This is a genomic window from Planctellipticum variicoloris (assembly GCF_030622045.1).
In the GTDB taxonomy this organism is placed as follows: Bacteria; Planctomycetota; Planctomycetia; order Planctomycetales; family Planctomycetaceae; genus Planctellipticum; species Planctellipticum variicoloris.
The window spans coordinates 6,729,529-6,753,333 of record NZ_CP130886.1; the positions used below are offsets into that span (position 1 = coordinate 6,729,529).

Annotated in this window: 14 protein-coding genes; 6 read left to right on the forward strand and 8 right to left on the reverse strand. The window is 65.5% G+C overall.

The window, feature by feature from the left end; translation table 11 throughout:
- The first annotated feature begins 470 nt into the window (after positions 1–470).
- Positions 471–1,301: an HAD-IIA family hydrolase gene (locus SH412_RS26235; protein WP_419555828.1), complete on the forward strand. Its 831-nt coding sequence runs from the start codon at positions 471–473 to the stop codon at positions 1,299–1,301.
- On the opposite strand, the gene SH412_RS26240 is transcribed toward SH412_RS26235, so the two are convergent.
- A complete protein-coding gene (locus tag SH412_RS26240) occupies positions 1,295–2,635 on the reverse strand; it encodes a HEAT repeat domain-containing protein (protein WP_336521005.1) in 1,341 nt (446 codons plus the stop codon). The two genes, SH412_RS26235 and SH412_RS26240, sit on opposite strands and share 7 nt — an antisense overlap.
- 504 nt (positions 2,636–3,139) lie before the next feature.
- Between SH412_RS26240 and SH412_RS26245 the strand changes: the two genes are divergently transcribed.
- Positions 3,140–4,075, forward strand: a complete 936-nt coding sequence (locus SH412_RS26245) for a histone deacetylase family protein (RefSeq protein ID WP_336521006.1) — start codon at positions 3,140–3,142, stop codon at positions 4,073–4,075.
- Between the two features lie 94 nt (positions 4,076–4,169).
- Complete coding sequence (gene rnc, locus SH412_RS26250; protein ID WP_336521007.1) at positions 4,170–4,928, forward strand: ribonuclease III; 759 nt, start codon at positions 4,170–4,172, stop codon at positions 4,926–4,928.
- A gap of 91 nt (positions 4,929–5,019) precedes the next feature.
- On the opposite strand, the gene SH412_RS26255 is transcribed toward rnc, so the two are convergent.
- Positions 5,020–5,202, reverse strand: a complete 183-nt coding sequence (locus tag SH412_RS26255) for a hypothetical protein (protein WP_336524192.1) — start codon at positions 5,200–5,202, stop codon at positions 5,020–5,022.
- A 675-nt stretch (positions 5,203–5,877) separates the two neighbouring features.
- A complete protein-coding gene (locus SH412_RS26260) occupies positions 5,878–6,708 on the reverse strand; it encodes a sugar phosphate isomerase/epimerase family protein (protein WP_336521008.1) in 831 nt (276 codons plus the stop codon).
- Positions 6,709–7,295: 587 nt separating this feature from the next.
- Here SH412_RS26260 and SH412_RS26265 point away from each other — a divergent pair.
- The gene (locus SH412_RS26265; RefSeq protein ID WP_336521009.1) at positions 7,296–8,759 is read left to right on the forward strand and encodes a hypothetical protein; all 1,464 of its coding nucleotides are present in this window, start codon (positions 7,296–7,298) and stop codon (positions 8,757–8,759) included.
- Positions 8,760–8,875: 116 nt separating this feature from the next.
- Here SH412_RS26265 and SH412_RS26270 read toward each other — a convergent pair whose 3' ends face one another.
- From SH412_RS26270 to SH412_RS26280, 3 genes are all read right to left on the reverse strand, one after another.
- Complete coding sequence (locus SH412_RS26270; protein WP_336521010.1) at positions 8,876–9,715, reverse strand: sugar phosphate isomerase/epimerase family protein; 840 nt, start codon at positions 9,713–9,715, stop codon at positions 8,876–8,878.
- 140 nt (positions 9,716–9,855) lie between these two features.
- Positions 9,856–15,336 carry a PVC-type heme-binding CxxCH protein gene (locus SH412_RS26275; RefSeq protein WP_336521011.1) on the reverse strand — a complete coding sequence of 1,827 codons (5,481 nt, stop codon included), beginning with the start codon at positions 15,334–15,336 and terminating at the stop codon, positions 9,856–9,858.
- A 291-nt stretch (positions 15,337–15,627) separates the two neighbouring features.
- A complete protein-coding gene (locus tag SH412_RS26280) occupies positions 15,628–18,171 on the reverse strand; it encodes a zinc-ribbon domain-containing protein (RefSeq protein WP_336521012.1) in 2,544 nt (847 codons plus the stop codon).
- Between the two features lie 223 nt (positions 18,172–18,394).
- On the opposite strand from SH412_RS26280, the gene SH412_RS26285 reads away from it, so the two are divergent.
- Together SH412_RS26285 and SH412_RS26290 are read left to right on the forward strand one after the other, a co-directional pair.
- On the forward strand, positions 18,395–19,225 hold the full coding sequence (locus tag SH412_RS26285) for a TrmH family RNA methyltransferase (protein WP_336521013.1): 831 nt from the start codon (positions 18,395–18,397) through the stop codon (positions 19,223–19,225).
- Positions 19,222–20,439 carry an iron-containing alcohol dehydrogenase gene (locus SH412_RS26290; RefSeq protein WP_336521014.1) on the forward strand — a complete coding sequence of 406 codons (1,218 nt, stop codon included), beginning with the start codon at positions 19,222–19,224 and terminating at the stop codon, positions 20,437–20,439. Before SH412_RS26285 ends, SH412_RS26290 begins: the two co-directional genes overlap by 4 nt.
- Before the next feature lie 10 nt (positions 20,440–20,449).
- On the opposite strand, the gene SH412_RS26295 is transcribed toward SH412_RS26290, so the two are convergent.
- Positions 20,450–22,093, reverse strand: a complete 1,644-nt coding sequence (locus SH412_RS26295) for a hypothetical protein (protein ID WP_336521015.1) — start codon at positions 22,091–22,093, stop codon at positions 20,450–20,452.
- 78 nt (positions 22,094–22,171) lie between these two features.
- Positions 22,172–23,746 (reverse strand): thioredoxin domain-containing protein, encoded by a 1,575-nt coding sequence (locus SH412_RS26300; protein ID WP_336521016.1) that lies wholly within the window; start codon positions 23,744–23,746, stop codon positions 22,172–22,174.
- Positions 23,747–23,805 lie beyond the last annotated feature (59 nt).

Sequence of the window (23,805 nt, forward strand, 5' to 3'; positions counted from 1 at the left end):
AGACGAAGAGGACGCGGAGCGTCTGAAGAGGCGTTCCCAGGCGGAGCCTGGGAACGAGGGAATGTAAGGTCTTGAGCTTCTCGCCGTCGGCTGCGCCTTGCCGACTGCGCCGCCTCTGCCGCGGCTCCGTAGGGCAACGCTGTCTGCGCTTGACGTACCGTCTCTGCGGGGTCATCCCCGGCATCTGCTGCGCGTAACTCCGGCAGCAAACACCCCTTGCGTAGTTTTCGGGCACACGGGGCAGCACGCCTCAAGCCATTGGCGGGCAACATGTTGCCGCGCGCTCACGGGCTCTTCACAGCCTGCGGTATGGGAGTTGCGTTCCGGGCTCCCTGGTCGGAGACGTCCTTGTGCCTGGGGCGTCCGGGGATCGTGGTCCCTGCTCCGTCGACCTTCGCTGGCCTTTTGCAAAGTGAGAACTGTCCGTGGCTATTCCAGGGAACTCGGAAAAACATGGGTATCTGATCGACATGGATGGCGTCTTGTACCGCGGCTCCGCGCTCATCCCCCGTGCGGATGAATTCATCAACACGCTCCGCGAGCGCAACATCCCGTTCCGGCTGCTGACCAATAACAGCCAGCGCGCCCGCCGGGACGTCGTCGCCAAGCTGACCCGGATGGGGATCGATGTCGAGGACGAACATATCTTCACGAGCGCGATGGCGACGGCGCGGTTCCTCGCCGAGCAGAAGCCGGGCGGAACGGCCTTCGTCATTGGCGAGGGGGGGCTGCTGACCGCGATGCACCAGTACGGTTATGCGATTGTGGATCACGATCCCGATTACGTGGTGGTGGGGGAAGGGCGGACGTTCAATCTCGAGCTGGTCGAGCAGGCGGTGCGGATGATCCTGCAGGGGGCGAAGCTGATTGCGACGAATCTCGATCCGAACTGTCCCGTGCAGAACGGGCTGCGGCCGGGCTGCGGGGCGATGGTGGCGATGCTGGAGATTGCGACCGGCGTGAAGGCCTTCAGCGTCGGCAAGCCCAGCCCGGTGATGATGCGGGCCGCCCGCAAGGAACTGGGGCTGGCGACTGCGGAGACGACGATGATCGGCGACACGATGGAAACCGACATCCTGGGGGGCGTGCAGCTCGGGTTTCAGACCGTGCTGGTCCTCAGCGGGGGGACGAGTCGCGCCGATCTGCTGAAGTACGCCTATCGTCCCGAGCTGGTGGTGGAATCGCTCGGGGAACTCGCCGACATTCTGAACCAGCAGGAGTGGGTCGGACCGGCGCAGCAGCATGCCGCGAAGCGGAACGGCTCAGCGCGACGGATGTCCGCGGCCGTGGGCGCCTATTGAGCGGCGCCAACGACTGGTTGGCCGTTGGGGGGCGCTCCGGGCTTCTGAAGGGCCTGCAGCGCCTTGACGGCTTCGGCGGGAATCGGGGCGCCGGCAATCGTGGCGTTGAAGACGTCGACTACGAGAGGATAGACCTTCTTCACCTCCGGCTGATTGAACTGCGGGCGGTTGAGCAGTCCGCCCGGCCCCTTTTTCTCTACGTCGCGATCGCCGGCGTCCTGTTCCTTGAAGGTCAGGTAGAGGCGGCCGAAGACGGATTTCCAGTGGGGGTTTTTGGCGCTGGTTGAGGCGGCGGTGGCCGCCTCGGCGACAAAGTTCGTAATCGTCGTCAGGACGGCCCGCGTATCGACTGACGGGTCGTAGGCGACGCGCCCCAGCGATCGACAGGCTTCGGCCCGCGTGACCCAGTCGCGTTTCGGGTCGGCGACGACCTTCTGAAGCGTTTCGACGAGCACCGGCTTCCGGTTGAGATCCACCGAGATATCGACGAAAGCCATCGCGTAGGCCAGTCGCCGCTGATACCAGGGATGGGCTTTTTCGTTCGCCAGTTCGGAGACCAGGACGGCGGCGACCTTCTGTTTCGTCTTCACGTCGGGGCTGCTGTTGGACAGAATCCGCACGACGCCGCGAATGGCCAGCACTTTGATCGCCTCGGGCTGGTTGGGGTCCTTGAGGACCGTCAGCAGGGGTTCGACGGCGGGGACGAAGGCTTCGGTCTTCAGATTTTTCTTGGGATCTTCGTCGGTGAGATTCAGTTCGGACAGGATGAAGACGGCGTGGAGGCGGGCGTAGAAATTGTTGTCGAGCAGGAGCGCGCACTGCTTGACGACCTCTGCGAGCATGAACTCGCGCGCTTTCTTCGTATCGTCGGCGTTGGGGGAGAGCTTCCCCATGCCGTTGATGCTGCGCATGAGCTCATCGCGCGCCTTCATCCAGTCTTCACGATTGTCGAGATTCGTGAGTCGCGCCAGGCGGTATTGAATGCCGCCGCGGATCAATTCCTGGGATTGGGCATCTTTCCACTGGCTCTTGGTGACGGCCGCGTTGAATTTGCTGTCGACCCTTTTGAGGGCGTCGAGCTGCGCCTGAGTCAGGAGCGGGCGATTGATCTGCATCACTTCGGGAGGCGCCTGCGGCGGCTCGAAGTCTTTGGGGAGCGTTTCGGAATCAATCTGCATCGGGCCGGCGGGTGCAGGCGCCCCCGGCTTTGCAGTCGCCTGCGGGGTTGAACCGGATTTCTTTTTCGCCCCCGGCGTTCGCTGCGCCGCTGCGGGCTCGCACGGCAGCAGGCCGAACGCGGCGACGAAGGCCAGTACGGTCAATGTCTTTGACATGGAGCTACGCCGCAGGGAGTTTGCGGGAACGGTCGAGATGGGCACGGAGCGATCCTTCCGATCGGAATGCGAAGCCGAAAGAGCTTCTCTAAGGAGCGGCAAGAACGTCTCCGGATTTTCCTGGCAGATCTGCCAATTACAGTTCCTGTAGACTACCTCTCCTCGGAACCGTTTGCCACCCGCGTTCGGCGGAATCGCGTCGGGTCCGGACGGGAAGTCTGCCGGTGACGCCGGACACACGGATCGGACGGAACGGGCGGCGTCGAATGCCGGCGATGCACGGTTGTGACTCCTGCAACGACGGCGACGCCGGCTCCGCGACGAATTCCCCTATCCGGCTGGCGTGGCCAGGGCCGGCGGCGGATTGCAGGAGAACGCGATCGCTCAACACAATGCACGTTGCATCAAGGACTTATGGCAGTCGTTGCGAGCCGGCGGCGTCCGGATCATGGGCGGTTGCGGCGTGGAGGCCGGTTTCTGGCATTGGCTCGGGAGACTTTGACGATGACACTTCTTTATCAGGACGCCGTCTTTGAAGAGCACCAGACGGGACGCCATCCGGAACAGCCGGCCCGTCTGGCGAGCATTCGCACAGCGCTCGACCGGTCGGGGCTGGCGGCGCGCTGCGTTCCGGGCCGGCTGCGCAGCGCGAGCGTCGACGAGCTCTGCCGACTTCACGCGCGGGAGCATGTCGACCGGATTCAGACGTTCGCCGCCGGCGGGGGCGGCCGGATCGAAGCGGACACCGTGATGAGCCCCCGCTCGTGGGAGGTGGCCCGCCTGGCGGCGGGGACGGCGCTGGCGGCCGTCGATGAGGTGGTCTCGGGCCGGCACAGGCAGGCGCTCTGCCTGGTGCGACCGCCGGGGCACCACGCCGTTGCAGAGTCTCCGATGGGGTTCTGCCTGTTCAACAACGTGGCGCTGGCGGCCGAGCACGCATTGCGGGTCTACGATCTCGATCGGATTCTGATCGTCGACTGGGACGTGCATCACGGGAACGGGACCCAGGACCTGTTCTACGATCGTTCCGACGTCTGGTTTCTGTCGGCGCATCGGTTTCCGTTCTATCCGGGGTCGGGAGCGGCGACGGAAACGGGGACCGGAGCCGGGCTGGGTGCGACGTTCAATCTGCCGCTGGCGTTCGGAACGTCGCGGCGCGAGATTCTCTCGCGTTTTGAGTCGTTGCTGGCGGACGCCTGCGCGCGCTGCCGGCCGCAACTGGTGCTGGTGAGCGCGGGCTTCGATGCGCACCGGCTCGATCCGATCGGGTCGCTGGGTCTCGAAACGGAAGACTTCGGGGGGCTGACGAAGCTGGTGCAGCAGGCGGCGGGTGAGTGGTGCGAGGGGCGGCTGGTCTGCCTGCTCGAAGGGGGTTACGACCTCCAGGCGCTGGGAGAGAGCGTGGCGCTGCATCTCGAGACGCTGTTGGCGGCCGGTTGACAGTGGACGGTCGCGGTTCCAAGATGTTGACAGGGTATCAGCAGGCGACAGGAACCTGGATCGGACCATTGGCGCCCGATCGCAACGTGATCGTATGGCAGAGATTTTCGACGATGCGAGCGACAGCGATCCGTTGGCCGAGTGCGAACGTCGACTGAAGTACGCTTTTCGCGACCGCGGCCTGCTCCGTCGCTGCCTGACGCATTCGTCGATCGCTCCGACGCGGCTGGAGTCGAACGAGCGGCTCGAGTTTCTGGGGGATGCGATCCTGGGGGCGGTCGTGTGCGAGATGCTGTTCCAGCGTTTCCCCGACGAACCGGAAGGGGAGTTGACGCGGATCAAGTCGGTGGTGGTGAGCCGGACGACGTGCGCCAAGATCAGCGGCGATTTGAGTCTGCACGACCAGGTCTTGATCGGGAAGGGGCTCAGCGGCTTTAACGCGGTGCCGAGCTCGGTGATGGCGGCGGTGTTCGAGTCGTTGATTGCGGGGATCTATCTCGACGGGGGCTACGATGCGGCCAGGGTCTTCGTGAGCGGTCTGGTCGGCCCGGAGATCGACCGGGTGGTTCATTCGAGCCACGGCAAGAACTACAAGAGCCTGCTGCAGCAGCACACTCAGAAGCTGCTCGGGCAGACGCCGGTTTACCGGATCGTCGACGAGAAGGGGCCGGACCACTCGAAGTGTTTTCTCATTGCGGCGGTGATCGGGGGCGAGGAGTTTTCGGCGGCGTGGGGTCCGAACAAGAAGGACGCGGAACAGCGCGCGGCGGAGAACGCGTGGTTTCAGATACAGGGCCGTTCCGCGGGATACGCGCCGGATGCGTCTGCCGAGCCGCCGATCGACCGGGATTGACCGATTGCGGGATTCGCGTTCGACAATAGAAGAAGGCGACCGGCAGGAACCGGTCGCCTCCACTCGTTGTTGCCTGTGAGCTTCGAAGAAGCTACTTGCCGGCGGTCGGAGCCGGCGCGGCCTTGGCGACCTTCTTCTTGGCCGTCTTCTTCTTCGCAACCTTCTTCACGGCCTTCTTCGCCGCGGCCTTCTTGACGGCCTTCTTGGCGACCTTCTTGACGGCCTTCTTCGCGACCTTCTTGACGGCCTTCTTTGCTGCTTTCTTCTTGGCCACCGCAAATCCTCCTTCCAGAGAGACATTCGGGTGACCGTCTTGCCGCTGGCGCACCGGGCTAAGCTGATCGGCGAAGACGCGTCACACCCTCGAATCCATTCCGGCCTGCCAACCTTGACATGCCGCGTGCCGACTTGCGTGAGCCCTGGTTCGTCGTTCGAGTCATCGCGGCAGCAATCACTCTTTGACTTGACAGGAGCCGTGTCACGCTCATCAACACAGAACTGGCGGACATCCTAAGCATTTCGAAGATTCCTTCAAGCCATTTGTTTGGGTTTGCGACAAAAAAAATGCAGAGTTTTTCAATTCGTCTCCTGGTCGCGCAGCGCATGGCGCCATGTCGTCGCGTCCTCGCGCAGGCATCGACTCGCGCGCGGAGTGCGCAACGTCGTTTGCAGAAACATGCGTTTTTCACTGTGGAAAACGATGTTTTTTGAGAGGCGGGCCACGCCTCTGCGCCAGCGCCGCGAATGCCGCGAATGCATGGTCGCTTGAACGCGGCGGCTCGCTGCACAGCGCGTGCGGTCTTCCGCATGCGAGATGCGCGGAGGGGCGCTGCGCGATGCAGCGCGGCGCTCCGCGCTCTCGTCGATCGCGAGCCGCGGCAACGAAAACGGGGCGTTTTCGCAGTGAAAACGCCCCGTTTCGAATGGCGGTGCTCGGGTCGACCGGTCGTCATTGCGACGGTTGCAGCTCCCGCAGCACCGACTGCATGTAGCTCAGACTTTCTTTCGCGATGTGCTCGGGACCGGGCCGGTAGTCGAACACTTCGACCGACACCCAGCCGTCGTACTTGCTGTCGAGCAGGGCCTGGAAGATCGGCTTGTAGTCCGTCGGCCCCATACCCGGTCCGAGGAGATTGTCGTCGTTGACGTGGAAGTGCCGCGTGACGTCGGCGTACTGCGCGATCAACTGCGGAATCGGCGTCGGCTCGCTCAGCATCGCCTTCACGTCCTGGATTAGGCGGAAGTTTGGATGATCGACCATCTCGATGAGCACCCTGGCTTCGGCGCAGGTGTTGAGGAAGTCGGTTTCGTTGGGCGTGAGCGGTTCGATGCAGAGCGTTACGCCGCAGTCGGCGAAGATCGGCATGACGGCGCTGAAGACTTCGGTGGCGTTGGCGAGGGCCTGTTTGCGATTCATGCCTCGTTCAAGCGATCGCTGCGCGGGGGAACCGAAGACCAGGGTCGAACCGCCGAGGTCGGCGCAGCCTTGCGCGAGTTCGCGAAGGTACTTGGCGGTTTCGTTGCGCGTCCGCGGATCGAACGCGGTCAGATGGAGTCCGGTCGTCTTCGCGAGGAGCCAGTGCAGGCCGACGATGGTCAACCCCTGAGCCTGGGCCTGGCGACGCAATTCTCTCCGGCGCTCCGGGCTGACGTCGCCGATGCGATCGGCCAGGGTGAACGGCGCGACTTCGATGCCGGTGTATCCGATTTCCGCAATGGACTGGCACTGTCGTTCCCAGTCCCAGCCTTCGAACAGTTCCTGACAGATGGCGAACTTCATGGACCGACCTCCTCGAAGGACAAGGGACGCGAACCGTGTTCCGCCACAGTAACCGACGGAAGCCCAGATTGACAAATGGCGCTGTTCGCGCGAAAGGCGCAGGTTTGGCGGCAGTCCTCAACTGACGACTTTCGTCCAACCCCGTCGGGGCGTTTCACGCGGGGCTGTTTCACGCGATGGATTGTGCGTTCTGGCGAAAGGGGTCGGGCGATTCCGGTTGGGGAATTTGCGGCGTGTCCGTCGGGCGCCGCGTATTGCGCGGGAGTTCCCGTTCAGTCCGGACCGATGAACGATGCGCCGAGAATTGGGATGATTCGGAATGGGCCGCATCTGCAAGGACTGGCAGATGGGGGACTCGGCGCTGGGGTGCCCGCGGCAGCGAACGTGACTGTCAGGACCTCGGTTTGTCGGTGCCGGACAATGTCAAACCTTGCCGGTGCGCGAAAATGCGCATTTTGGTTCAAGCGGGCGGGCTCCTGCGTCCGATCCTGCTGATAAGGGAGAGTTTGTCGTTGTCATCACGGATGAGCCGGTTCCACCACCCCCGAAAGAACTCGTCAGGTTCTGACAGGGATAAGGACAGATCGATGAGATATGCAGCTTGGATGGTCGTCCTTGCGGGAGTGATGGCGCTCGCAAGTGACACGACGGCGGAGGCTTCCTACTTTGGGGCCGCCAGCTACAAATGTTGCCCGACGAACGCGTGCGCCCCGAGCGGCGACTACTGCGCGGCCCGGCGGTGCGGTCGCACCTGCTACCAGACCGTTCGTGAAACGGTCTGGGACACCCGGACCTACACCTGCTGCCGGACGGTCTACGACCAGATCTGCGAGCAGTGCCCGGTGACCTGCACCCGCAACGTCTACGAGACCTGCTACCGCGACGAGTGCTACACCGTCTGCAAGCCGGTCTACAACACCTGCTACCGCGACGTCTGCTGCACGATCCGCAAGCCGGTTTACAACACCTGCTACCGCGACGTCTGCTGCACGATCCGCAAGCCGGTCTACAACACCTGCTACCGCGACGTCTGCTGCACGATCCGCAAGCCGGTCTACAACACCTGCTATCGCGACGTCTGCTGCACGATCCGCAAGCCGGTCTACAACACCTGCTACCGCGACGTCTGCTGCACGACCTACCGGACCGAGACCGAAACCTGCTACAAGAACGTCTGCTACACCGTCTGCAAGCCGGTTTGCGAGACGAAGCAGATTCAGGTCGAATGCGGCGAGTGGAAGACCGAGACCTACCAGGTTCCCGGACCGGTCGTGCAGAAGTGCGTTTCGGAACCCGGCACCTGCGAGTGGGATCCCTGCCGCTGCTGCTACGTCTACAAGCCCGGCTGCTGCAAGATCGTCTGCGAGCAGTGCCCGCCGACGACCTGCTGCCGCAAAGTCTGGTGCCCGCGCACCGAATGCCGCACGGTGACCTGCACCCGCTACGAGCAGGAAGTCAAGCAGTGCCAGGTGCCTTACACGGTCTGCCGTCGGGTGCCGGTCTGCGAAACGAAGCGCGTGCCCTACACGACCTGCTCGTGGACCTGCGAAACCGTCACCAAGAAGGTTCCTTACACGACCTGCTCGTGGACCAGCGAATGCGTCACCAAGAAGGTCCCCTACACGACCTGCACCTGGACCAGCGAGTGCATCACGAAGAAGGTCCCCTACACGACCTGCACCTGGACGTGTGAGACCGTGACCAAGAAGGTTCCCTACACCACCTGCACCATGACCACGCAGTGCTGCACCCGCAAGGTGCCGTACACGACCTGCCGCCAGGTCTGCGAGACCAAGATGGTGACGAAGGTGCGTTGCGTGCCCCGTAAGATTGTCGAAACCAAGACCTGCTGCGTGCCCCGCACGGTCTGCCGCCGGGTGCCGGTCCAGACCTGCTGCGTCGCCGATCCTGGCAACTGCGCTCCGGCTCCTGCCCCGGCCACCTGTGCCGTTCCGCAGGCCGCCTGTGCGGCTCCGGCTCCGGTCCCGGCCGCGGTGGAAGCCACCCCGGCTCCGGTCGAGGCCGCTCCGGCTCCGCTGCCGCCGCAGTAATGCTCGGCCGCGTCTGATCTTCTGAAACGGAATGGCGGGGGAGACTTCTCAGAAGTCTCCCCCGCCTGCTTTCATGTCAACACGCGTTTAGCCGCAGAAGTTTTCCTCGCGGGCTTTCAGCTTTCCGCTTTCAGCAGTCCGCTCAGGAATTCGAACGACTCGCGCAGGACCTCCGGGGCCATGTGGCTGTGCCGGCTCAGTTCGACGTGCACCCCCCCGGAATAGCCGGATGCCTGGAGCGCCCGGATCACCGGCGGGAAGTCGATCGTCCCCGCCCCGAACCTCAAGTGCTCGTGAACGCCGCGGACCATGTCCTCGATGTGGACGTTGAGCAGCTTCTCCCGCCACGCCAGGATGTGGTCGGCGATGGCCCCTTCTTCGACGCAGTGGACGTGTCCGATGTCGAGCGTCAGCCCCAGGTCGTCCCGTCCCAGCCGCTCATTCAGCTCGCGGAACTGGTCGAGTTTCTCGATGAACATGCCGGGTTCCGGTTCGAAGGCGAGCCGCAGCCCTTTCGTCCCTGCATAGTCCAGCACGCCCGGCAGACTCGACGTCAGGCGCGCCCAGACGTCCTCTGCCGGGGCGTCATTCCGAAGCACGCCGGACCAGCACGACACCGCCGATGCGCCGAGATCGTGGGCGATGTCGATGCAGCGTCGCAGGAAGTCGATCCGCCCGGCCCGTTCCGATTCCGTCGGACTGACCAGCGTCGGCTCGTGCTTCTGCCGGGGATTCAGCAGGAACCGCGCGCCGGTCTCGACGACAGAGGTCAACCGGTATCGATCCAGCAGCCGGCGCATGCGATTGACGTCGTCGATCAGCTTCGGCGAGAACGGATTGAGGCAGTGGTGATCGATGGTAATCGCCACCGACTGATACCCCACCGCTGCCATGAGCTCCAGGGCTTGATCCCAGCGATGGTCGGACAGTCCATTGGTGTTGTAACCCAGTCGCATGTCGGAAGGGGTATCCTTGGGGGGAGCGGAAAGCTGATGGCGAAAAGCGGAAAGCCAGAAGTCGAAACTCCCTGCAACTCGTTCCCAGGCTCTGCCTGGGAATGTCTCTTAGCAACGCTCTGCGTGGCATTCAGAAACGACTATGGCAACACCTTCGCCGCGGTGTCGCGGACTTTTTGATCGGCGTGCTGGCGCAATGCGTCGATGCGTTTGTCGCCGAGCTGCTCGCGTGTGAGGGCTCCTGCTTTGACGGCCTCCAGCAGCGCCAGGCACCGCTCGGGACTTCGGAGCAGGCCGTCCAGGGCCAGTTCGCGATTCTGCCCGGGAGCGTGAGGCAGCACCCCCGCCAGAAGGGTTGTCGCTTCCGGGGCCGGCACGTCGATCGAGCCGCTGACCGCCCCCATCTGCAGTTCCGCGTGGGTTCCCTTTGCGGCGTACTTGGTCAGCGAAGCCTGAGCCCGTTCCCAGCCGAGCAGCGGCAGCATTCGCAAGGCGTCGTAGCGCGTGCCTGTCGGCACCTTCTCGTTGTCCGCCATTGCCAGGGACAGCTCCAGGCTCCGCAGCCAGCGCGCCCGCAGGACGTCTTCGCTGGCCAGCAGTTTTGCGAATCGCTCGCCGGGCCAGACGTTGAGCTGGCTGACGCCGTTGATCAGCCCGCCGCCGATGACCACCGCCTGCCAGTCCCGCAACGGCTCCCCCTCGCGGGGGAGCGTGACCTTCAGAATTCCCAGCAGCTCGGCGTCCTGATTCCGCTTCCCCGCGGCGATAGCCACTCGCCAGACCCACGGAATCCGCCGATACTCTTCGGGGGTTCCCGGCTCCATGGTGGCTCCCATGACGGCAATCATCGCCGCGGAATGCTGGGGGTAATCGGCGACCAGCTTCTCGCGCTGTTCACGGGGATGGGCGTCATCGATGAGGAACCGGGCCATGGAAGCCGGGTCGCCGGGGATGACCGGGGCGGCCGCCAAGGCGCCGCCAGCGCCTGGCGGGCGTTTGCCGGGAGGGGTCAGGGCCACCATGCGCAGGTCCAGGAGGGCTCCATCCAGTTGGTGATCGGCGGGCTGGACGCGCACGCGATGCGTCCCCGCCGGCAGCGTCACGCGCCCCAGTTTCACCAGGCGGTACTGGTTCCAGCTGCCTGTCGATGCGACCTTCTGCGTCAGCGTCGCGTCTCCGACCGACAGCCCGAGCAGGTTTCCGGCGGCGGTGGCGTCGCAGGCGCCATCGACCCAGACATCAAATTCGCCGGCTTGCGGGATTTCGCAGGTCCAGATGACGTGATCCCGGGGGGAGTGCCAGTAGCCGATATTGCCGAATTCCTTCTCGTAGGTGATCTGGTCGCCATAGATCGCGGCTTTCGACGCCGTCAGTACGACAATTCCGTCAGCGCCCGCCGCGACGGCTGCCGGCTGGTTGCCGGGGAGCGATTTGGGTGGCGTCTGCAGTGATGAGAGCCACGCCTGCAGGTCGGCCAGGGCGGCTGGCGACAGGTCCTTCTCGAATCCTTCCGGCATCAGCGAACGACCGGAGTTCTTCAGCTCCTCGACCTCGGTCCGCAGGACGCTGAAGATTTTGCCGTCGGCGGCGGCGACCTTGAAGCCCGCGGCGGCTTCTTCCTGAATCATCCCCGTCAGCACGCGTCCGTCATCGAGCGAGATGGCGTAGTTGTGGTAACGCGGGTCAACCGCCTGATTGGGATCCAGCACCGCGGTCACCAGGGCGGAGAACGGCTTGGTGCTGTAGGGGGACAGATCCGGTCCGATCGCCTGCCCGACGTCCTGCAACCGGTGGCAGGTTGCGCAGCGCTTGGAGAACAGCTCTCGTCCCTGCTGCGGATTTCCCGCGTCCGTCGCTTCGGCCAGATAGCGCTGGATCAGTTCCTTCCGGTCCATCGAGCCGGGCAATGTCAACAGTTTCGCAGCCCGCTCCCGGAGAGCGACCGTCGGGTGTTCCAGCAGCCGCTGGCGGACGGCCGTCTCCAGCTCTCCCGCCAGAATTGCCTGCCCTTCGATCGCGGTCAGCAGATGCCCGGTCCAGGCGGGTCGGCCGAGCAAGACGCCGAGGACCTCGCCGCGCCGGGTCGGGCTCAGCTCGCCCCAGTGCGTCAGCAGCACGTGGGCGACTGCGTCTCCGGACTGACGCGAGAGCCCCTCGATGGCGGCTTGCTGGAGTTTCCCCGGCGATTGAGGCGACAGGAGCTGCCCCAGCCGCTCGGTGTCCTCGGCGCTGCCGCCAGGCAGGACCGAGACGAGTCCGATGGCAGCGAGCCGCAGACTTTCTGCGGCCCCGGCATCGGTTACGGTCGATCGCGCCGCCGAGACCACCGATTCCCAATGCTCGCGACTGGCATCCGGCAACAGCTCCGCCACAGAGCGGGACTGCCGGGCCAGGATCGGCAGGACTTCGGCCAGCGAACGGAACTGGTCCGCCTTCCGGTCTGGGGCGACGGGTCGACAGATGTCGGCAATGACCGGGCCGAGCGCTGCGGGGGGAGACAACGCCGCCACCTGGGCCAGCAAAGACTTCCGCAGCGCTGCCGGCGTGTCGGCCGACAACTTCAGCACGGACTGATACACCGCCGCCGCGGACTCCGCGGTCAACGAACTGAGGGCACCCGCGACCAGGTAGGGGTCCTGTGAATGCTGCAGCGCCAACCGCGCCAGCGCCACCGCTGCCCGCGGATCGTCAGATCCTCCCAGCGCGTACGCGGCCTGCAACTGCACCTGCAGGTCGGGATCGCTTGCCCGTCCCAGCACGGCATCGAGCAATGAATCTTCCTTCTTCAGTCGATCCGCCGCAATTCGCACCGCCTGACGCCGCACCCCCGGATGTCCATCGGTCAGCGTTTGAGTCAGAAGTTCGGCCGGCAGTTCGCCGAGCCGCTCCAACACGCACAGGGCCTGCATCCGCACGACCGGCCGGTCCGCGTTGCCGACAAGCGCCGCCAGGTCGTCGGCGACTCCGCCTTCCTGATTCCAGACCAGGAGCTGCTGCGCCATGTCGCGCTGCCAGCCGTTCGGAGAATCGAGCGCCGCCACCAGGCCGGGGCCGTCGAGTTCCGCCAGCCGCAGCCACTCCCTGGGGGACTCACCGCGCGGGACGATCCGGTAGAGCCGGCCGCGATCGGCGCCGGCGCGGGGGTCCAGTTCGGCGAGCGTCTCCGGCGGAATCCAGATCGGATGCTCGATGACGAACCGGTACATGTCCACGAGCCACAGGGCGCCGTCCGGGCCCGTTCTCGCCTGCACCGGACGAAACCACGGGTCGGTCGAGGCGACGAATTCCGCCTGTTCCTCGCCCGGCGCGCGCGTCCCCTGGAACACGACTCCCTTCGGCGACAGCACCCGCCGATGAACCAGATTGTTGACCGGCTCGCAGGTGAAGGAGTTTCCGGTAAGTTCGCCTCCCAGCAGATCATCGCGATAGATCCCCAGCCCGCAGGCCGCCGTCGCGCGGCCCGCCGGCCCGGAGAGCTTGAACCGAATCGTCTCCGACACCGGAAACACCTGCCCGACGTCTCCTCCTGTCGGCACAGAGACGGCCATGGCCGGCGGCTGGAAGTGGGGGTTCCGTCGCAGCGCCGCTTCGTCCATCGGATAATGCAGCACGAACTGGCTGTTGTTGCAGCCGAACCAGTCCCCCCAGTCGTTGCGGACCCGTCCCTGCTGGGTGGCGCCGATCGCCGGTTCGATGACGCCCCGGTCGGGATCGATCCGGAAGTCCCGGCGTCCGAGGGAAACCACGTCCCCGGTCTTGTGACAGGTGATCTCGCCGCCAAACAGGCCACACGAACCGTAGACCCAGCCATCGAGACCGTATTCCAGGCTGTTGACCCGCGCCTGATAGTTGTGCGTCGCGAAACCCGAGAAGAGCTTCTGCACGTCGTCGGCGCGGTCGTCGCCGTCGGTGTCCCGTGCGAACAGAATGTCCGGGGCCGCGCAGACCAGCACTCCGTCGCGCCAGACGGTCACACCGGTGGGGAAAGGAATTCCCTCCAGAAAGACCTGCGCCCGGTCGAACCGGCCGTCGCGGTCATTGTCGTGCAGGACGCGCACCCGGCCGCCCGGGCTGAACTGGCCGTCGGCGCCGGCGGGATAGTCGTACATCTCCGCAACCCACAGGCGTCCATCCGGACCAAAATCGACCGCCACCGGACTGACGACCAGCGGTTCCGCGGCGGCCAGTTCGGCGACATACCCGTCGCGCAACCGCAGCGCCGCGATCGACTGAGCCGGCGTCCGCGGCGGAATTCCCTGCGTCCGGCTGGCTTCCGCGGGCGGTGCAAACGCCGGGTCGAGCTGTTTCCGCACTGCGCTGACGATGGGCTGTTCGAGACCGGGTGCGTAGGGGCCGGGCAGGTCGTAGTAGACCATCGCTCCGCCCCCTTCGTAGCCCCCCTCTGTCAGGATTCGTTCGGAAGGGACGTAGCCCGGGCAGGCGTTGGCGTAGGCGTTGACCCACAGCCGCCGGCCGTCCAGCTCCTTCTTCAGCCGCTTCGAGTAGTCGACGACCACCTCGCCCGGCAGAAAGACCATCGCCAGCGAGTCGCCGAAACTCCAGGTCTGAATCGGGTAGCTGACCTTCGTCAGAAGCGCTTCGCCGCGATCCAGCCGGGCCAGTTGCGTCCGGGCGTGATGCCCGATTGCAGTCTGCAGTTCGGCCCGCTTCTCCCACTCCTCGCGCGTCGGATGGGGAGCAAACGCCAGATCGATCCGCTCCCACTGCGTGGTCAGCGGACCGGTCACCGGCGTGAGCGGCCCCTGCAGCAGGCGGTTCACCTCGGCGGCGATCTCCAGGCCATGCCGGTCGGCCACTTCCCATTTGTCCCCGACGACTCCTTCCAGCGGGTTAGCGTCGGCGCCGCAGCCGACGGAGACCAGCGCCACGCATTTGGGATTCTGGCGTTCGATCTGCTCCATCGCATAGCCGGCCCAGTCGCCGCTGATCCGGTTGTCGGACAGGCAGACGCAGTGGCAGGCGTAATTGACGTAGACCGCGCGCAGTCGGCCATAGATGTCCCGCACGGCCAGCAGCGGCAGGTCGTGATCGACCGGCCCATCCTTCGTCCGCCGGTTCCTGGCGAACCCGACCTGGCCCAGCCCCCACGACAGTTGCGACGGCTGCCGGTCCTTGAGCGCCGCAAGACTGACCTCGATCAGCTTATTGAAGAAATCGTCTGAGTAGAGGGTAATATTGCTTTGATGTTCGAGCGGGATCGGCACTCCGAACAGCGTGGGCGAGAGCCGGTTGATCATTGGCGCTGTGTGAGTATGCGTGGCAGTGACGGCCAGACGATCGCGGCGAATGCCGGCCTCTTTCTGGAGGACGTCGCTCAGTCGCTCGGCGACCGCATCGGGTATCCCCAGCGTGTCGACGGTGATGAGCACTGCCGGGCCGTCGGCGTCGCTGCCGATGGCCAGGGCTTTGGCAAAAATATGCTGCCGGACGCCGTCGGACTCCTCTCGGCGGAAGCCGAAGCCGTTCAGGCGGATTGGGTAGTCGGGAGTGATATCGACGACCGCCACCCCGACGGGGACCGCCGTTCCCGCCGGTTCCGCGGCCTCCAGCAGAGGCGTCAGGGCGCAAATGGCGTAGAGCACAATCCACATTCGCAGCATGGCAGATTCACCATCAACAGGGATCTTGGAACTGACAGGCGGTGGTGGAAGCGTTCCGAGGTGTGGCGTCTGATCTGCCGACCGGCACGGCGGCAGCCGCAAGTAATTCGCACCAGTGTCTCTGATTCGCGAGTCGTCGGGCAAGCCACTGGACCATGAATCGTCGTCGGCCTGGCAGGAGGCCCGTGGACGCCAGCCGGACCGGATCAACGACAGCACCATCGACCGTGCGGCGATCAAACGATCGGCGCACGTGCAATCGCGGTAGAGAAGCGACTTGTCATTCAGCAATCAGCGATTGTCGCCCGCCGCTCCGGGTTCGCCCGGGAGACCGCCGGGAGGAAACGCGCCGCCGGGGAGCGGCCCTCCGGGAAACTGCGGCGGCAGGGCACGGACCGGACGGGTGGCGGGGTCGGGCAGCGGCAGGTCGTTGAAACTGAAGGGGACGGTCAACGTCTCGATTCCATCGAAGAGGACCAGACTCAGCAGGAAGCGGTCGGGAAGTGTGTCGCCCGACTCCGAGCTGATCCGCTGAACGACGCTTCCGCGTTCGGAAACATACCGGATCGTCGGCGTTTCCCAGCCCGCGGCCGGTCCGCCGCCATCGGCATCCAGGATCTGCAACCTGGCGATGGCGGCCGACGTTCCAACGCCGACGACCAGTTCGTCCGCGACCGGGCTGTCGCCCGACTTGATCCGCTCCAGTTTGACGGCGAGGCCCGCCGCTGCGAGCGCCTCGGGGAGCTCCAGTTTCGCGGGCAGAGGCTTCTTGAGGGGAACCTGGAGCTCCGTCTGCGACTTCGCCCGCATGAGTCGGAACTTGCCTTCGCAGCTCACCAGCGACCGGGCCTTGTCGTCGGGCTCTTTGAACGCCAGATGGAATTTGGCGACGTTCGCAGCGCCATCCTCCGGGGGATCGAGCGGCACAATATAGGTCCGCAGGATCTGTTCGGGAGGAGAGAGCGTCGTCTGTCGGGGGGGCATCGCCGACAGCGATCTCCCGGAGTCCGTTGTCGGAGGGCGAAACTCAAACTCGCCGGCGGCGCACAGAATCGCATCGTCCGTGGTCGTCACCTGAAACTGCATGAGCAACGGGGTGCCCGCAGCTCCCGGTTGCGGCGCGTCCCACAATGTCGAGGCCTGGAGTTCGAGATGGGGAGGGAGCGCTTCGGGAGTCTTCGTCGCCACCGGTTCCGTCTGCCCGGAGCGTTCCCCGACAGGCATGCCTCCCGGGCCTCCGGGGGACAGGCCGGCCGGTCCGCCCGGCAGCATCCCGCCGAGCATCATGCCGGCCATCGGGTTCTGCTGGGCCTTCTGCGCCAGCAGCGCGAACAACTCCATCTTGTCCGCCGGTATGCGCGAGGTCAGGCTGGCGACCGCTCCCTGCTGGGTGAATTTGCTGTTGTCCTGAACCGACGTGACGAGGCTCATCAGCTCGGGGGGCGCCGGGCCGCCGGTCTGTTGAAAGCCTTTCTCAAAGCCCGCGGCGAACTCCGCGTGGGCTTTCGCGAGCTGGGGCTTGAGCGCTTCCGCCAGCGCCTGCCCGCCGGCCTCGGAATCGGCCTGAAAGTGCGAGGCCAGTTCGATGCCGTCCGTAAGCTGCAGGCCCAGCGAGAATGCGCGGAGGTGCTTTTCCAGCGCCGCCACCAGTCGTTCCTGATCGGCATCGCCCGACGGGGCCGACATCCGAGCGGCGGCCCACTGCGGCGCCAGGTCCTTTGGACGCCCTGCAATCTGCAGTTGCAGATTCGGGTCGAGCGGCGCCCAGTCGGCAAACAATCGGGCGTCCCCTTTCGCGTCGATCAACGACTGCACGGTCCCCTCCAGACCGGCCACGATCATCAGTTCGTTCGGCTGATGGATCGCGAACGTCAACTGCTTGCCGTTCGCAGGAGGGGGCGAGAACTTCCTTACCGTCTGCCCCGCGTAGTCGGCGACCTGCAACGGCAGATCGGGGCGCTCCCACAGGCTCTCGAGGACCGGCTTCTTGAGCCGCATCACAATCACCGGTTGAACCTCGGCGACCTCCGGCGTCTCCGCCCCTGGTGAGAGGGCCATGCCGGCGGGCGGCGCTGCAGGGTCTTTCGGCCCCGGCAGCCGCAGGGCGATGGTCAGGCTTTCGATATCCGCCGGGGCGATGCCGGTCATCGCCTGCATCTGTCCGATTCCGAGAAGCACAAACGGATGCTTGAGCGCCTGTTGCAGGGCCGGCGCGGCCCAGATGGCGGCCGGGCGCAGATCGATGATCAATTCGGACTCCGCCGGGATCCACGACAGGTCAAGCTTCGCCGGCCCGCTGCTGCTCTGGGAAACGAACGGGGCGGCTGGCGCGTTCGCCGTCGGAGGCGTCACTGCGGATGCAGCGGGAGCGGTTGCGGGAGCCGCCTGTGGTGCTCCGTGCGCGGCCCCGGCGGACATGGCCCCGTGAGCGCTCATCGACGCAGCCATGGCGGCTGCCGGGTCGGCGGCCGCTGGGGTCGGAGAGGCCGCGACGGCAGGGGCCATTTGCGCCCCCTGCGGCGCGGGGGCGTCATTCCCGCCGCCGGAGCTCATCAGGAAGATCGCCACTCCTGCGACGGCGACCAGCGCCACGCCTCCGACAATGCCGCCGATCAACAGACCCGAGCCAGACTTCTTGCTCCCTTTCTTGACTGCCCCCTTGCCGCGCGCAGGGCGGCGCTCTTCGTCCGGGTCGAAGTCCTCCACGGCTTCGGAAGCCTCCGCCACGAAGACTTCGGTGCACTTCGGACAGCGGATCTTCTTCCCCAGCTTGTCTTCGGGGACTTTCAATGTGGCCAGGCAGGCGGGACATTCGATGGCGACGGGATCGGGCATGACAAATCTTCCGGGCTGGGTCGCAACGGGATGGTGCGTCTCGGGCCAAAGATGGGATGACCACGGCCACCACGCGATTGTGATCGCCGCCTGCCCTCGCGTGCGACGGCAGCAGGAGTTCTGCGGGACTTCATGGTAAGCTCTGACCCGGCTGATCGCCACGCGCCAGCCCGTTCGCCGCTCGGTGGTCTCTATTTCGAACTTCAGATCCGTGTTCCGCCCGATGCCTGCCATTCCGATCTCGACACTCGACGACCCGCGCGTGCAGATGTACCGCAGCCTGAAGGCGCAGAACCTGTCCCGCCAGGGGCCGTGGTTCATCGCCGAGGGCGTGCGCGTCGTCGAACGACTGCTCGACAGCGATTTCGAAACCGACAGCGTCCTCCTCACCGAACGCCGGGCCGACGAGTGGCTGCCGAAGATCCCGGACCGGATCCCGGTCTATCTGGTTCCGCAGTCGGAAGCCGATCAGCTCGTCGGCTTCAATTTTCATGTCGGGGTCGTCGCCTGCGGTCGGCGTCGACGCAGCCCGACGCTCGACGCGGTCCTGCCGCAGGATCGACGGCGGCTTACGGTCGTCGTCTGCCCCAACTGCGACAACCCGGAGAACCTCGGCGCGATCGTCCGGATGTGCCTCGGATTCGGCGTCGACCTGCTGTTGCTCGGCCCCCACTGCAGCGATGCGTTTTCTCGACGCGTGATCCGCGTCTCGATGGGCGCGATCTTCCGCCAGCCGGTAATCGAGTCGCGCAACCTCGAACGGGACCTCCTCCGGCTGCGGACGGAATGGGGCTTCGAATTCGCCGCGACGATTCTCGACCCGACCGCCGTTCCGCTCGACCCGACGACGCCGCGCGCGGAGCGCTTCGGACTCTTGTTTGGCAACGAAGCGTTCGGTCTCGACGACTGCTGGGTCGAACAGTGCGACCGCCGGCTCACGATTCCGATGGCGCCCGGCGCGGATTCGCTCAACGTCGCCGTGGCGACCGGGATCTTCCTGCATCACTTTCAGCGACTGACGGTCCCGTCCCCCCAGCCAGAGGTCACGCCATGAAGCCCGATCCCCGCCATTTCTGGAACTTCTACTCGGCCGGCCGTCTCGTTTTCGGTTCCGGCTCGGTCGCCCGGCTGCCCCTGTTTCTCAAGCCATGGCAGGCCCGACGGATTCTCGTCATCACCGATCGCATTCTGGAACAGGTCGGCGTTGTCGCGCAGGTCGTCGATCCGCTGCGCGCCGCAGGCCTCGACGTCGTCGTCTTCAACGAAGGGGAGGCCGAGCCCTCCTGCGCCATCGCCGACAAGGCGATCGCGGCGGCTCGGCAGGCGCAGGCCGACGTCCTGATCGGACTCGGCGGCGGCAGCAACATGGATCTCGCCAAAATCACCGCTGCTGTTGTTGCTCACGGCGGCACTTACCGAGACTACTTCGGTTACGACAAGATCCCCGGCCCGGTTCAGCCGCTGGTCTGCATTCCGACGACCTCGGGGACCGGCAGCGAAGTTTCTCATGCCGCGGTTCTGACCGACACGGAAAGAGAGCTCAAAGAGAGCACGCTCAGTCAGCAGCTCCGCCCGGCGCTGGCGGTTGTCGACCCGCAATTGACGCTCACGTGCCCCCCGAAAGCGACCGCCGACTCCGGCATCGACGCACTGACCCATGCTATCGAGACCTACACCGCAACCTCGTACGACGCGCTGGAAGTCCCCGCCGCCGAGCCGTTCCCCTACGACGGCAAACACCCGCTCGGCGACGTCCTCGCCGAGGCGGCGATCCGCAGAATCGGATACCACTTGCCGACCGCCGTGGCCGAACCGGCGAATCTCGCCGCCCGCGAAGGGATGTCCTTCGCGGCGACGCTCGCGGGGCTGGCCTTCTCCAACGGGGCCGTCGCCGTCGTGCATGCGCTGGAGTATCCGATCGGGGCGGCGGTCCATTGCTCGCATGGCGCCGGCAACGGACTCCTCCTGCCCTATGTCATGCGGTTCAATCTGCCGGCGCGAGCGACGGAGATCGCCCGGATCGGGGAGTGGCTGGGCGTCGCCGATGCGGGGCTCCCCGTGCCGGAAGTGGCCGAGCAGGCGATCGTCGCCGTCGAAAGGCTGCAGGCGCGAATCGGCATTCCTCAGAAGTTGAGAGAGCTCGGCGTCACTCGCGCGCAGCTCCCGGGTTTCGCGGCAAAGTCGATCGGAATCAAGCGGCTGATGCTGTTGAACGGTCGACGGCCGACCGAAGCCGATCTGCTCTCGATTCTCGAAGCCGCCTGGTAATTCCTGCGGACTACGGCGCCGGCAGGGATGCCGTCCGTTCGTCCGGCATCAGGATCGCCGTCCGATAGCCGACCGACACGCGCCAGGCGCGCCGATCGGCATAGTAGCCGCGCAACCCGGCGTCGGCTTCGTCGCCGAGCGACCGCGCCCAGACAATCGGCGACTCGTCGAGGTCGGCGGCGTTGTACACCCACGATTCGTGAAAGTCGTAGTCCGGGCCGAAATCCAGCAGGACCAGATCCCGTCCGGGTTCTGTGAGCAGTCGTTCCGCCAGATTGCCGCGGATCGATCGGCTTCTCGAATCGTCCGTCGCATCGATCAGCGGTCCCGCCCCGGCGGCGACCAGGAGTGACACAATCAGCGCCGGCTGACGGAAACCGCGAATGCGACAGGCCGCCAGCCGACGCGCTCCCAGCACGACGACAAACCAGACGAGGCCGGTGACCGGCGCGAGATAGTGCGGAAACAGATACAGAGTTTGCGTTGCTCCCAGGAGCGCTGCGGCAATGATCAGCCACGCCGACCTGGGCCAGAAGGCTGCCGGAAACGGCACCATCATCAGGTAAGGGACGAGCAGCGCCGGTCCGATGAAGAACTCCAGGAAGACGCGCAGCTTCGTGAAATACGAAAGATTGAATCCCCAGCCGACATGCTTGCGGACGAATCGATTTCGTTCCCAGCCCGAGAAATAGCCTTCCATGTCCGCATGCCGATATTCCGGCAACGGCCCCGGCGTCTGAAACAGGAACGTCGGGCAGCCTGCATACTGAGAATCATGGGCCTGATACGGCATTTGCCAGGCGTTGCCCGTGACGGCTGCATTCGAGATCCCCATCGCCGCGGCGCCGGCCAGCACCACCAGGAACGCCGGGACCGTGACGTGCAGAACGTGCATCCCTCCATGAAACGGCCGCAGCCGCCACCAGGCGACCGCGAGCACCAGCCCCGACGCGCACGCCACGACCAGCCCCTCATAGGGGCGGGAGTTCGCCAGGATCACCAGTCCGGTTCCAAACAACGCCCCCCCGCGCCAGTCGGGACGATCCGCCAGACGTCGCAAGGCCCCCAGCAGAAGTGCGCCCCCCGCGGCCGCGACAGCGCCTCCCCAGTATCCGTTGCCCCACTCGCTGCCCACCATTCGCAACGCGGCACAGAAGGTTCCCAGCAGAGCCCAGCGGATCGGGAGCCACGCCAGCAGCATCCAGCCGATCGCCATTGAAGCCAGGGACAGGCTCAGCCAGACGCCGACGACGGGGCGTCCTGACAGCAGATTCCCGATCGCAAGCACCGCTCCCTGCCCCGCCGGATACTTCGACATCCGTGTCGGCTGCTGAATGATGTGCATCGCTTCGAAGTGCCGCCAGAACGGATGCGGCGGATTGGTCAGCCGCCCCTGCGCGTAGGTTTCGCCCGCCAGGAGATAGCTGAACTCGTCGTGCGTCATCGGAACCGGGATGCCGCGGTAGTTTGTCAGGCCGACGGACAGCAGCCCGCTTAGAATCCCGATGGCGACCACCGATCGCAGCGGATAGCGAATCAGCCAGCCGCTCCATGTCGAGACCTGCCCCAGGCGGACTCGCCGGCTGGCGGTGGCGATCAGCCCCCAGATGACGAGCGCAGCGGCGATCTCGACCAGCATCGGCAGTCTCATCATCCCGAGAGTGTCGACCGTTTCAGCGCGTCAGTCGTGCAGGCGGATTCGACCGGCGGACCGGTCTGTTTGAGGCTCGCTTCATCGCTGGTCCCGCGAAACCTCTCCGGCGCGAATGTCGACCGGGGGTTTGGCGCTGTGGGCCATCGACGATCCGGAATCGTCGAGCAGGTAGTTCAGCAGACGGGGGCTCGCTTCGTTCACAATGATCACCCGGCTCGGCACGAGCGGATCCTTCGGGCGGACGATGCAGATGACTTCGGCGTCGCGGGCCTCGGCGAGCGACGGTCCGGTCGCGCCGCCGCCGGACGATGTAGCGCTGCGAAGAAGGGCTTCGGCGACGGGATCGTGACTCAGCGGATTCTCCTGCGGCCGTGCAGCGGACGGCGAGTCCTGAGCAAGCTCGACGATCCCCGGCGCCGCGGGAGCGTTCTCCGATTCGGCCGCGCCGCGGGGAATGAGATGGGCCAGGTTCTGCTTCTGGAGCAGCGCGTAGACCGGATTCAGTGCCGCATAGATGCCGCGGCGTCCTTTGTCATCCGCCAGAATGCAGATCCCGACCAGTTCGCCGTTCTCACGGAACAATCCGCCCCCCGACCGGCCCTGCACCGGCAGCCCGGTGCATTCGATATTGTCTGGGCCCTGGAACTTGTTGAGAGCCGTCGACTTCACCGATTCTCGCGTCGGATCGGCTCCCAGTGAGCACCCGATGTTGACCAGGGATTCGCCGACCTGCAACGGCTGACGCGGGCCGGCAAGAGGCGCAGTCGGGAGCGGCTGCTGGCTGGGCACGCCGACAAGCCCAACGTCGGCCTCCAGATCGTACGCGACAACCTGGCCGACCAGCGTCTCAACCTTGCCGCCCTGTGGAAACAGGTCGACCTCGACCCCCACCTGCTGCCCCGTGGACGCCTGTCGAAACAGATGCCCGCAGGTCAGAATCAGCGTCTGACCGGGCCGACTGTCAATGATGGTTCCGGTCCCGAAGTTCTGTCCGGCGGAATCCCGCACGCGCAACCGAACGGTCGAAGGCATGGCATCGCCGGGTGACACCGCGGCTTCCGGATTCTGAGCACGAAAGTCCGGACTTCCCGGAACGGGGAAGGGGACTTGTCGAACGATCCCCTGCTCCAGCGGTCCGGACTGGACTTGCTGCGGCTCCGTCGGCTGCCGCGGAATGCGCGGAATCGGCTGCGGAGTCCCCAGCACGGCGAACCCGTTGTTGGGGGCCTCTTCGCGAGTCCCGCGGCTCGCGGGCAGCTTGGCGATCATCTGGCGCAGGCGGTTTTCCGAAACCTGCCCGACAACTCGATCTGCTTCGCGTCCATTGGAGACCAGCACGAACGCCGGAATGGAAGTGACGTTGAACCGCTGCGCCAGTCCGGGGTTCCGGTCGACATCGACCTGCCGGATCGGCAGGCCTTCCCGCTCCAGCCGCTTGACGATCGGATGCATCTGCTGGCAGGGACCGCACCAGGTCGCCGAGAAGTCGAGCAGAATATTGTCGACCGACTCATCGCCGGCGCTCATCGGCGTCGGGACGGCGATCGTCGCCGTGATCCCCACGCTCAAGAGGCCCAGCACCAGCCAGACCCAGAGCTGCGGGCTGCGCCTGGACGGAATCTGCTGCGGATTCGCCGGGGACGTCGGGAACATAGGGCGGCCTCCGTGCCTTTGTAAGTCTTGCAAGCGTTCCAGGCGGCTGACGGACGTTT

What these genes read in the sequence shown, in the direction of transcription:
- SH412_RS26300 (WP_336521016.1), bottom strand. Translation starts at nt 23,746, where the DNA reads ATGTTCCCGACGTCCCCGGCGAATCCGCAGCAGATTCCGTCCAGGCGC.
- SH412_RS26280 (WP_336521012.1), bottom strand. Translation starts at nt 18,171, where the DNA reads ATGCCCGATCCCGTCGCCATCGAATGTCCCGCCTGCCTGGCCACATTG.
- SH412_RS26295 (WP_336521015.1), bottom strand. Translation starts at nt 22,093, where the DNA reads ATGATGAGACTGCCGATGCTGGTCGAGATCGCCGCTGCGCTCGTCATC.
- SH412_RS26260 (WP_336521008.1), bottom strand. Translation starts at nt 6,708, where the DNA reads ATGAAGTTCGCCATCTGTCAGGAACTGTTCGAAGGCTGGGACTGGGAA.
- SH412_RS26235 (WP_419555828.1), top strand. Translation starts at nt 471, where the DNA reads ATGGATGGCGTCTTGTACCGCGGCTCCGCGCTCATCCCCCGTGCGGAT.
- rnc (WP_336521007.1), top strand. Translation starts at nt 4,170, where the DNA reads ATGGCAGAGATTTTCGACGATGCGAGCGACAGCGATCCGTTGGCCGAG.
- SH412_RS26265 (WP_336521009.1), top strand. Translation starts at nt 7,296, where the DNA reads ATGAGATATGCAGCTTGGATGGTCGTCCTTGCGGGAGTGATGGCGCTC.
- SH412_RS26275 (WP_336521011.1), bottom strand. Translation starts at nt 15,336, where the DNA reads ATGCTGCGAATGTGGATTGTGCTCTACGCCATTTGCGCCCTGACGCCT.
- SH412_RS26240 (WP_336521005.1), bottom strand. Translation starts at nt 2,635, where the DNA reads ATGTCAAAGACATTGACCGTACTGGCCTTCGTCGCCGCGTTCGGCCTG.
- SH412_RS26270 (WP_336521010.1), bottom strand. Translation starts at nt 9,715, where the DNA reads ATGCGACTGGGTTACAACACCAATGGACTGTCCGACCATCGCTGGGAT.
- SH412_RS26245 (WP_336521006.1), top strand. Translation starts at nt 3,140, where the DNA reads ATGACACTTCTTTATCAGGACGCCGTCTTTGAAGAGCACCAGACGGGA.
- SH412_RS26285 (WP_336521013.1), top strand. Translation starts at nt 18,395, where the DNA reads ATGCCTGCCATTCCGATCTCGACACTCGACGACCCGCGCGTGCAGATG.
- SH412_RS26290 (WP_336521014.1), top strand. Translation starts at nt 19,222, where the DNA reads ATGAAGCCCGATCCCCGCCATTTCTGGAACTTCTACTCGGCCGGCCGT.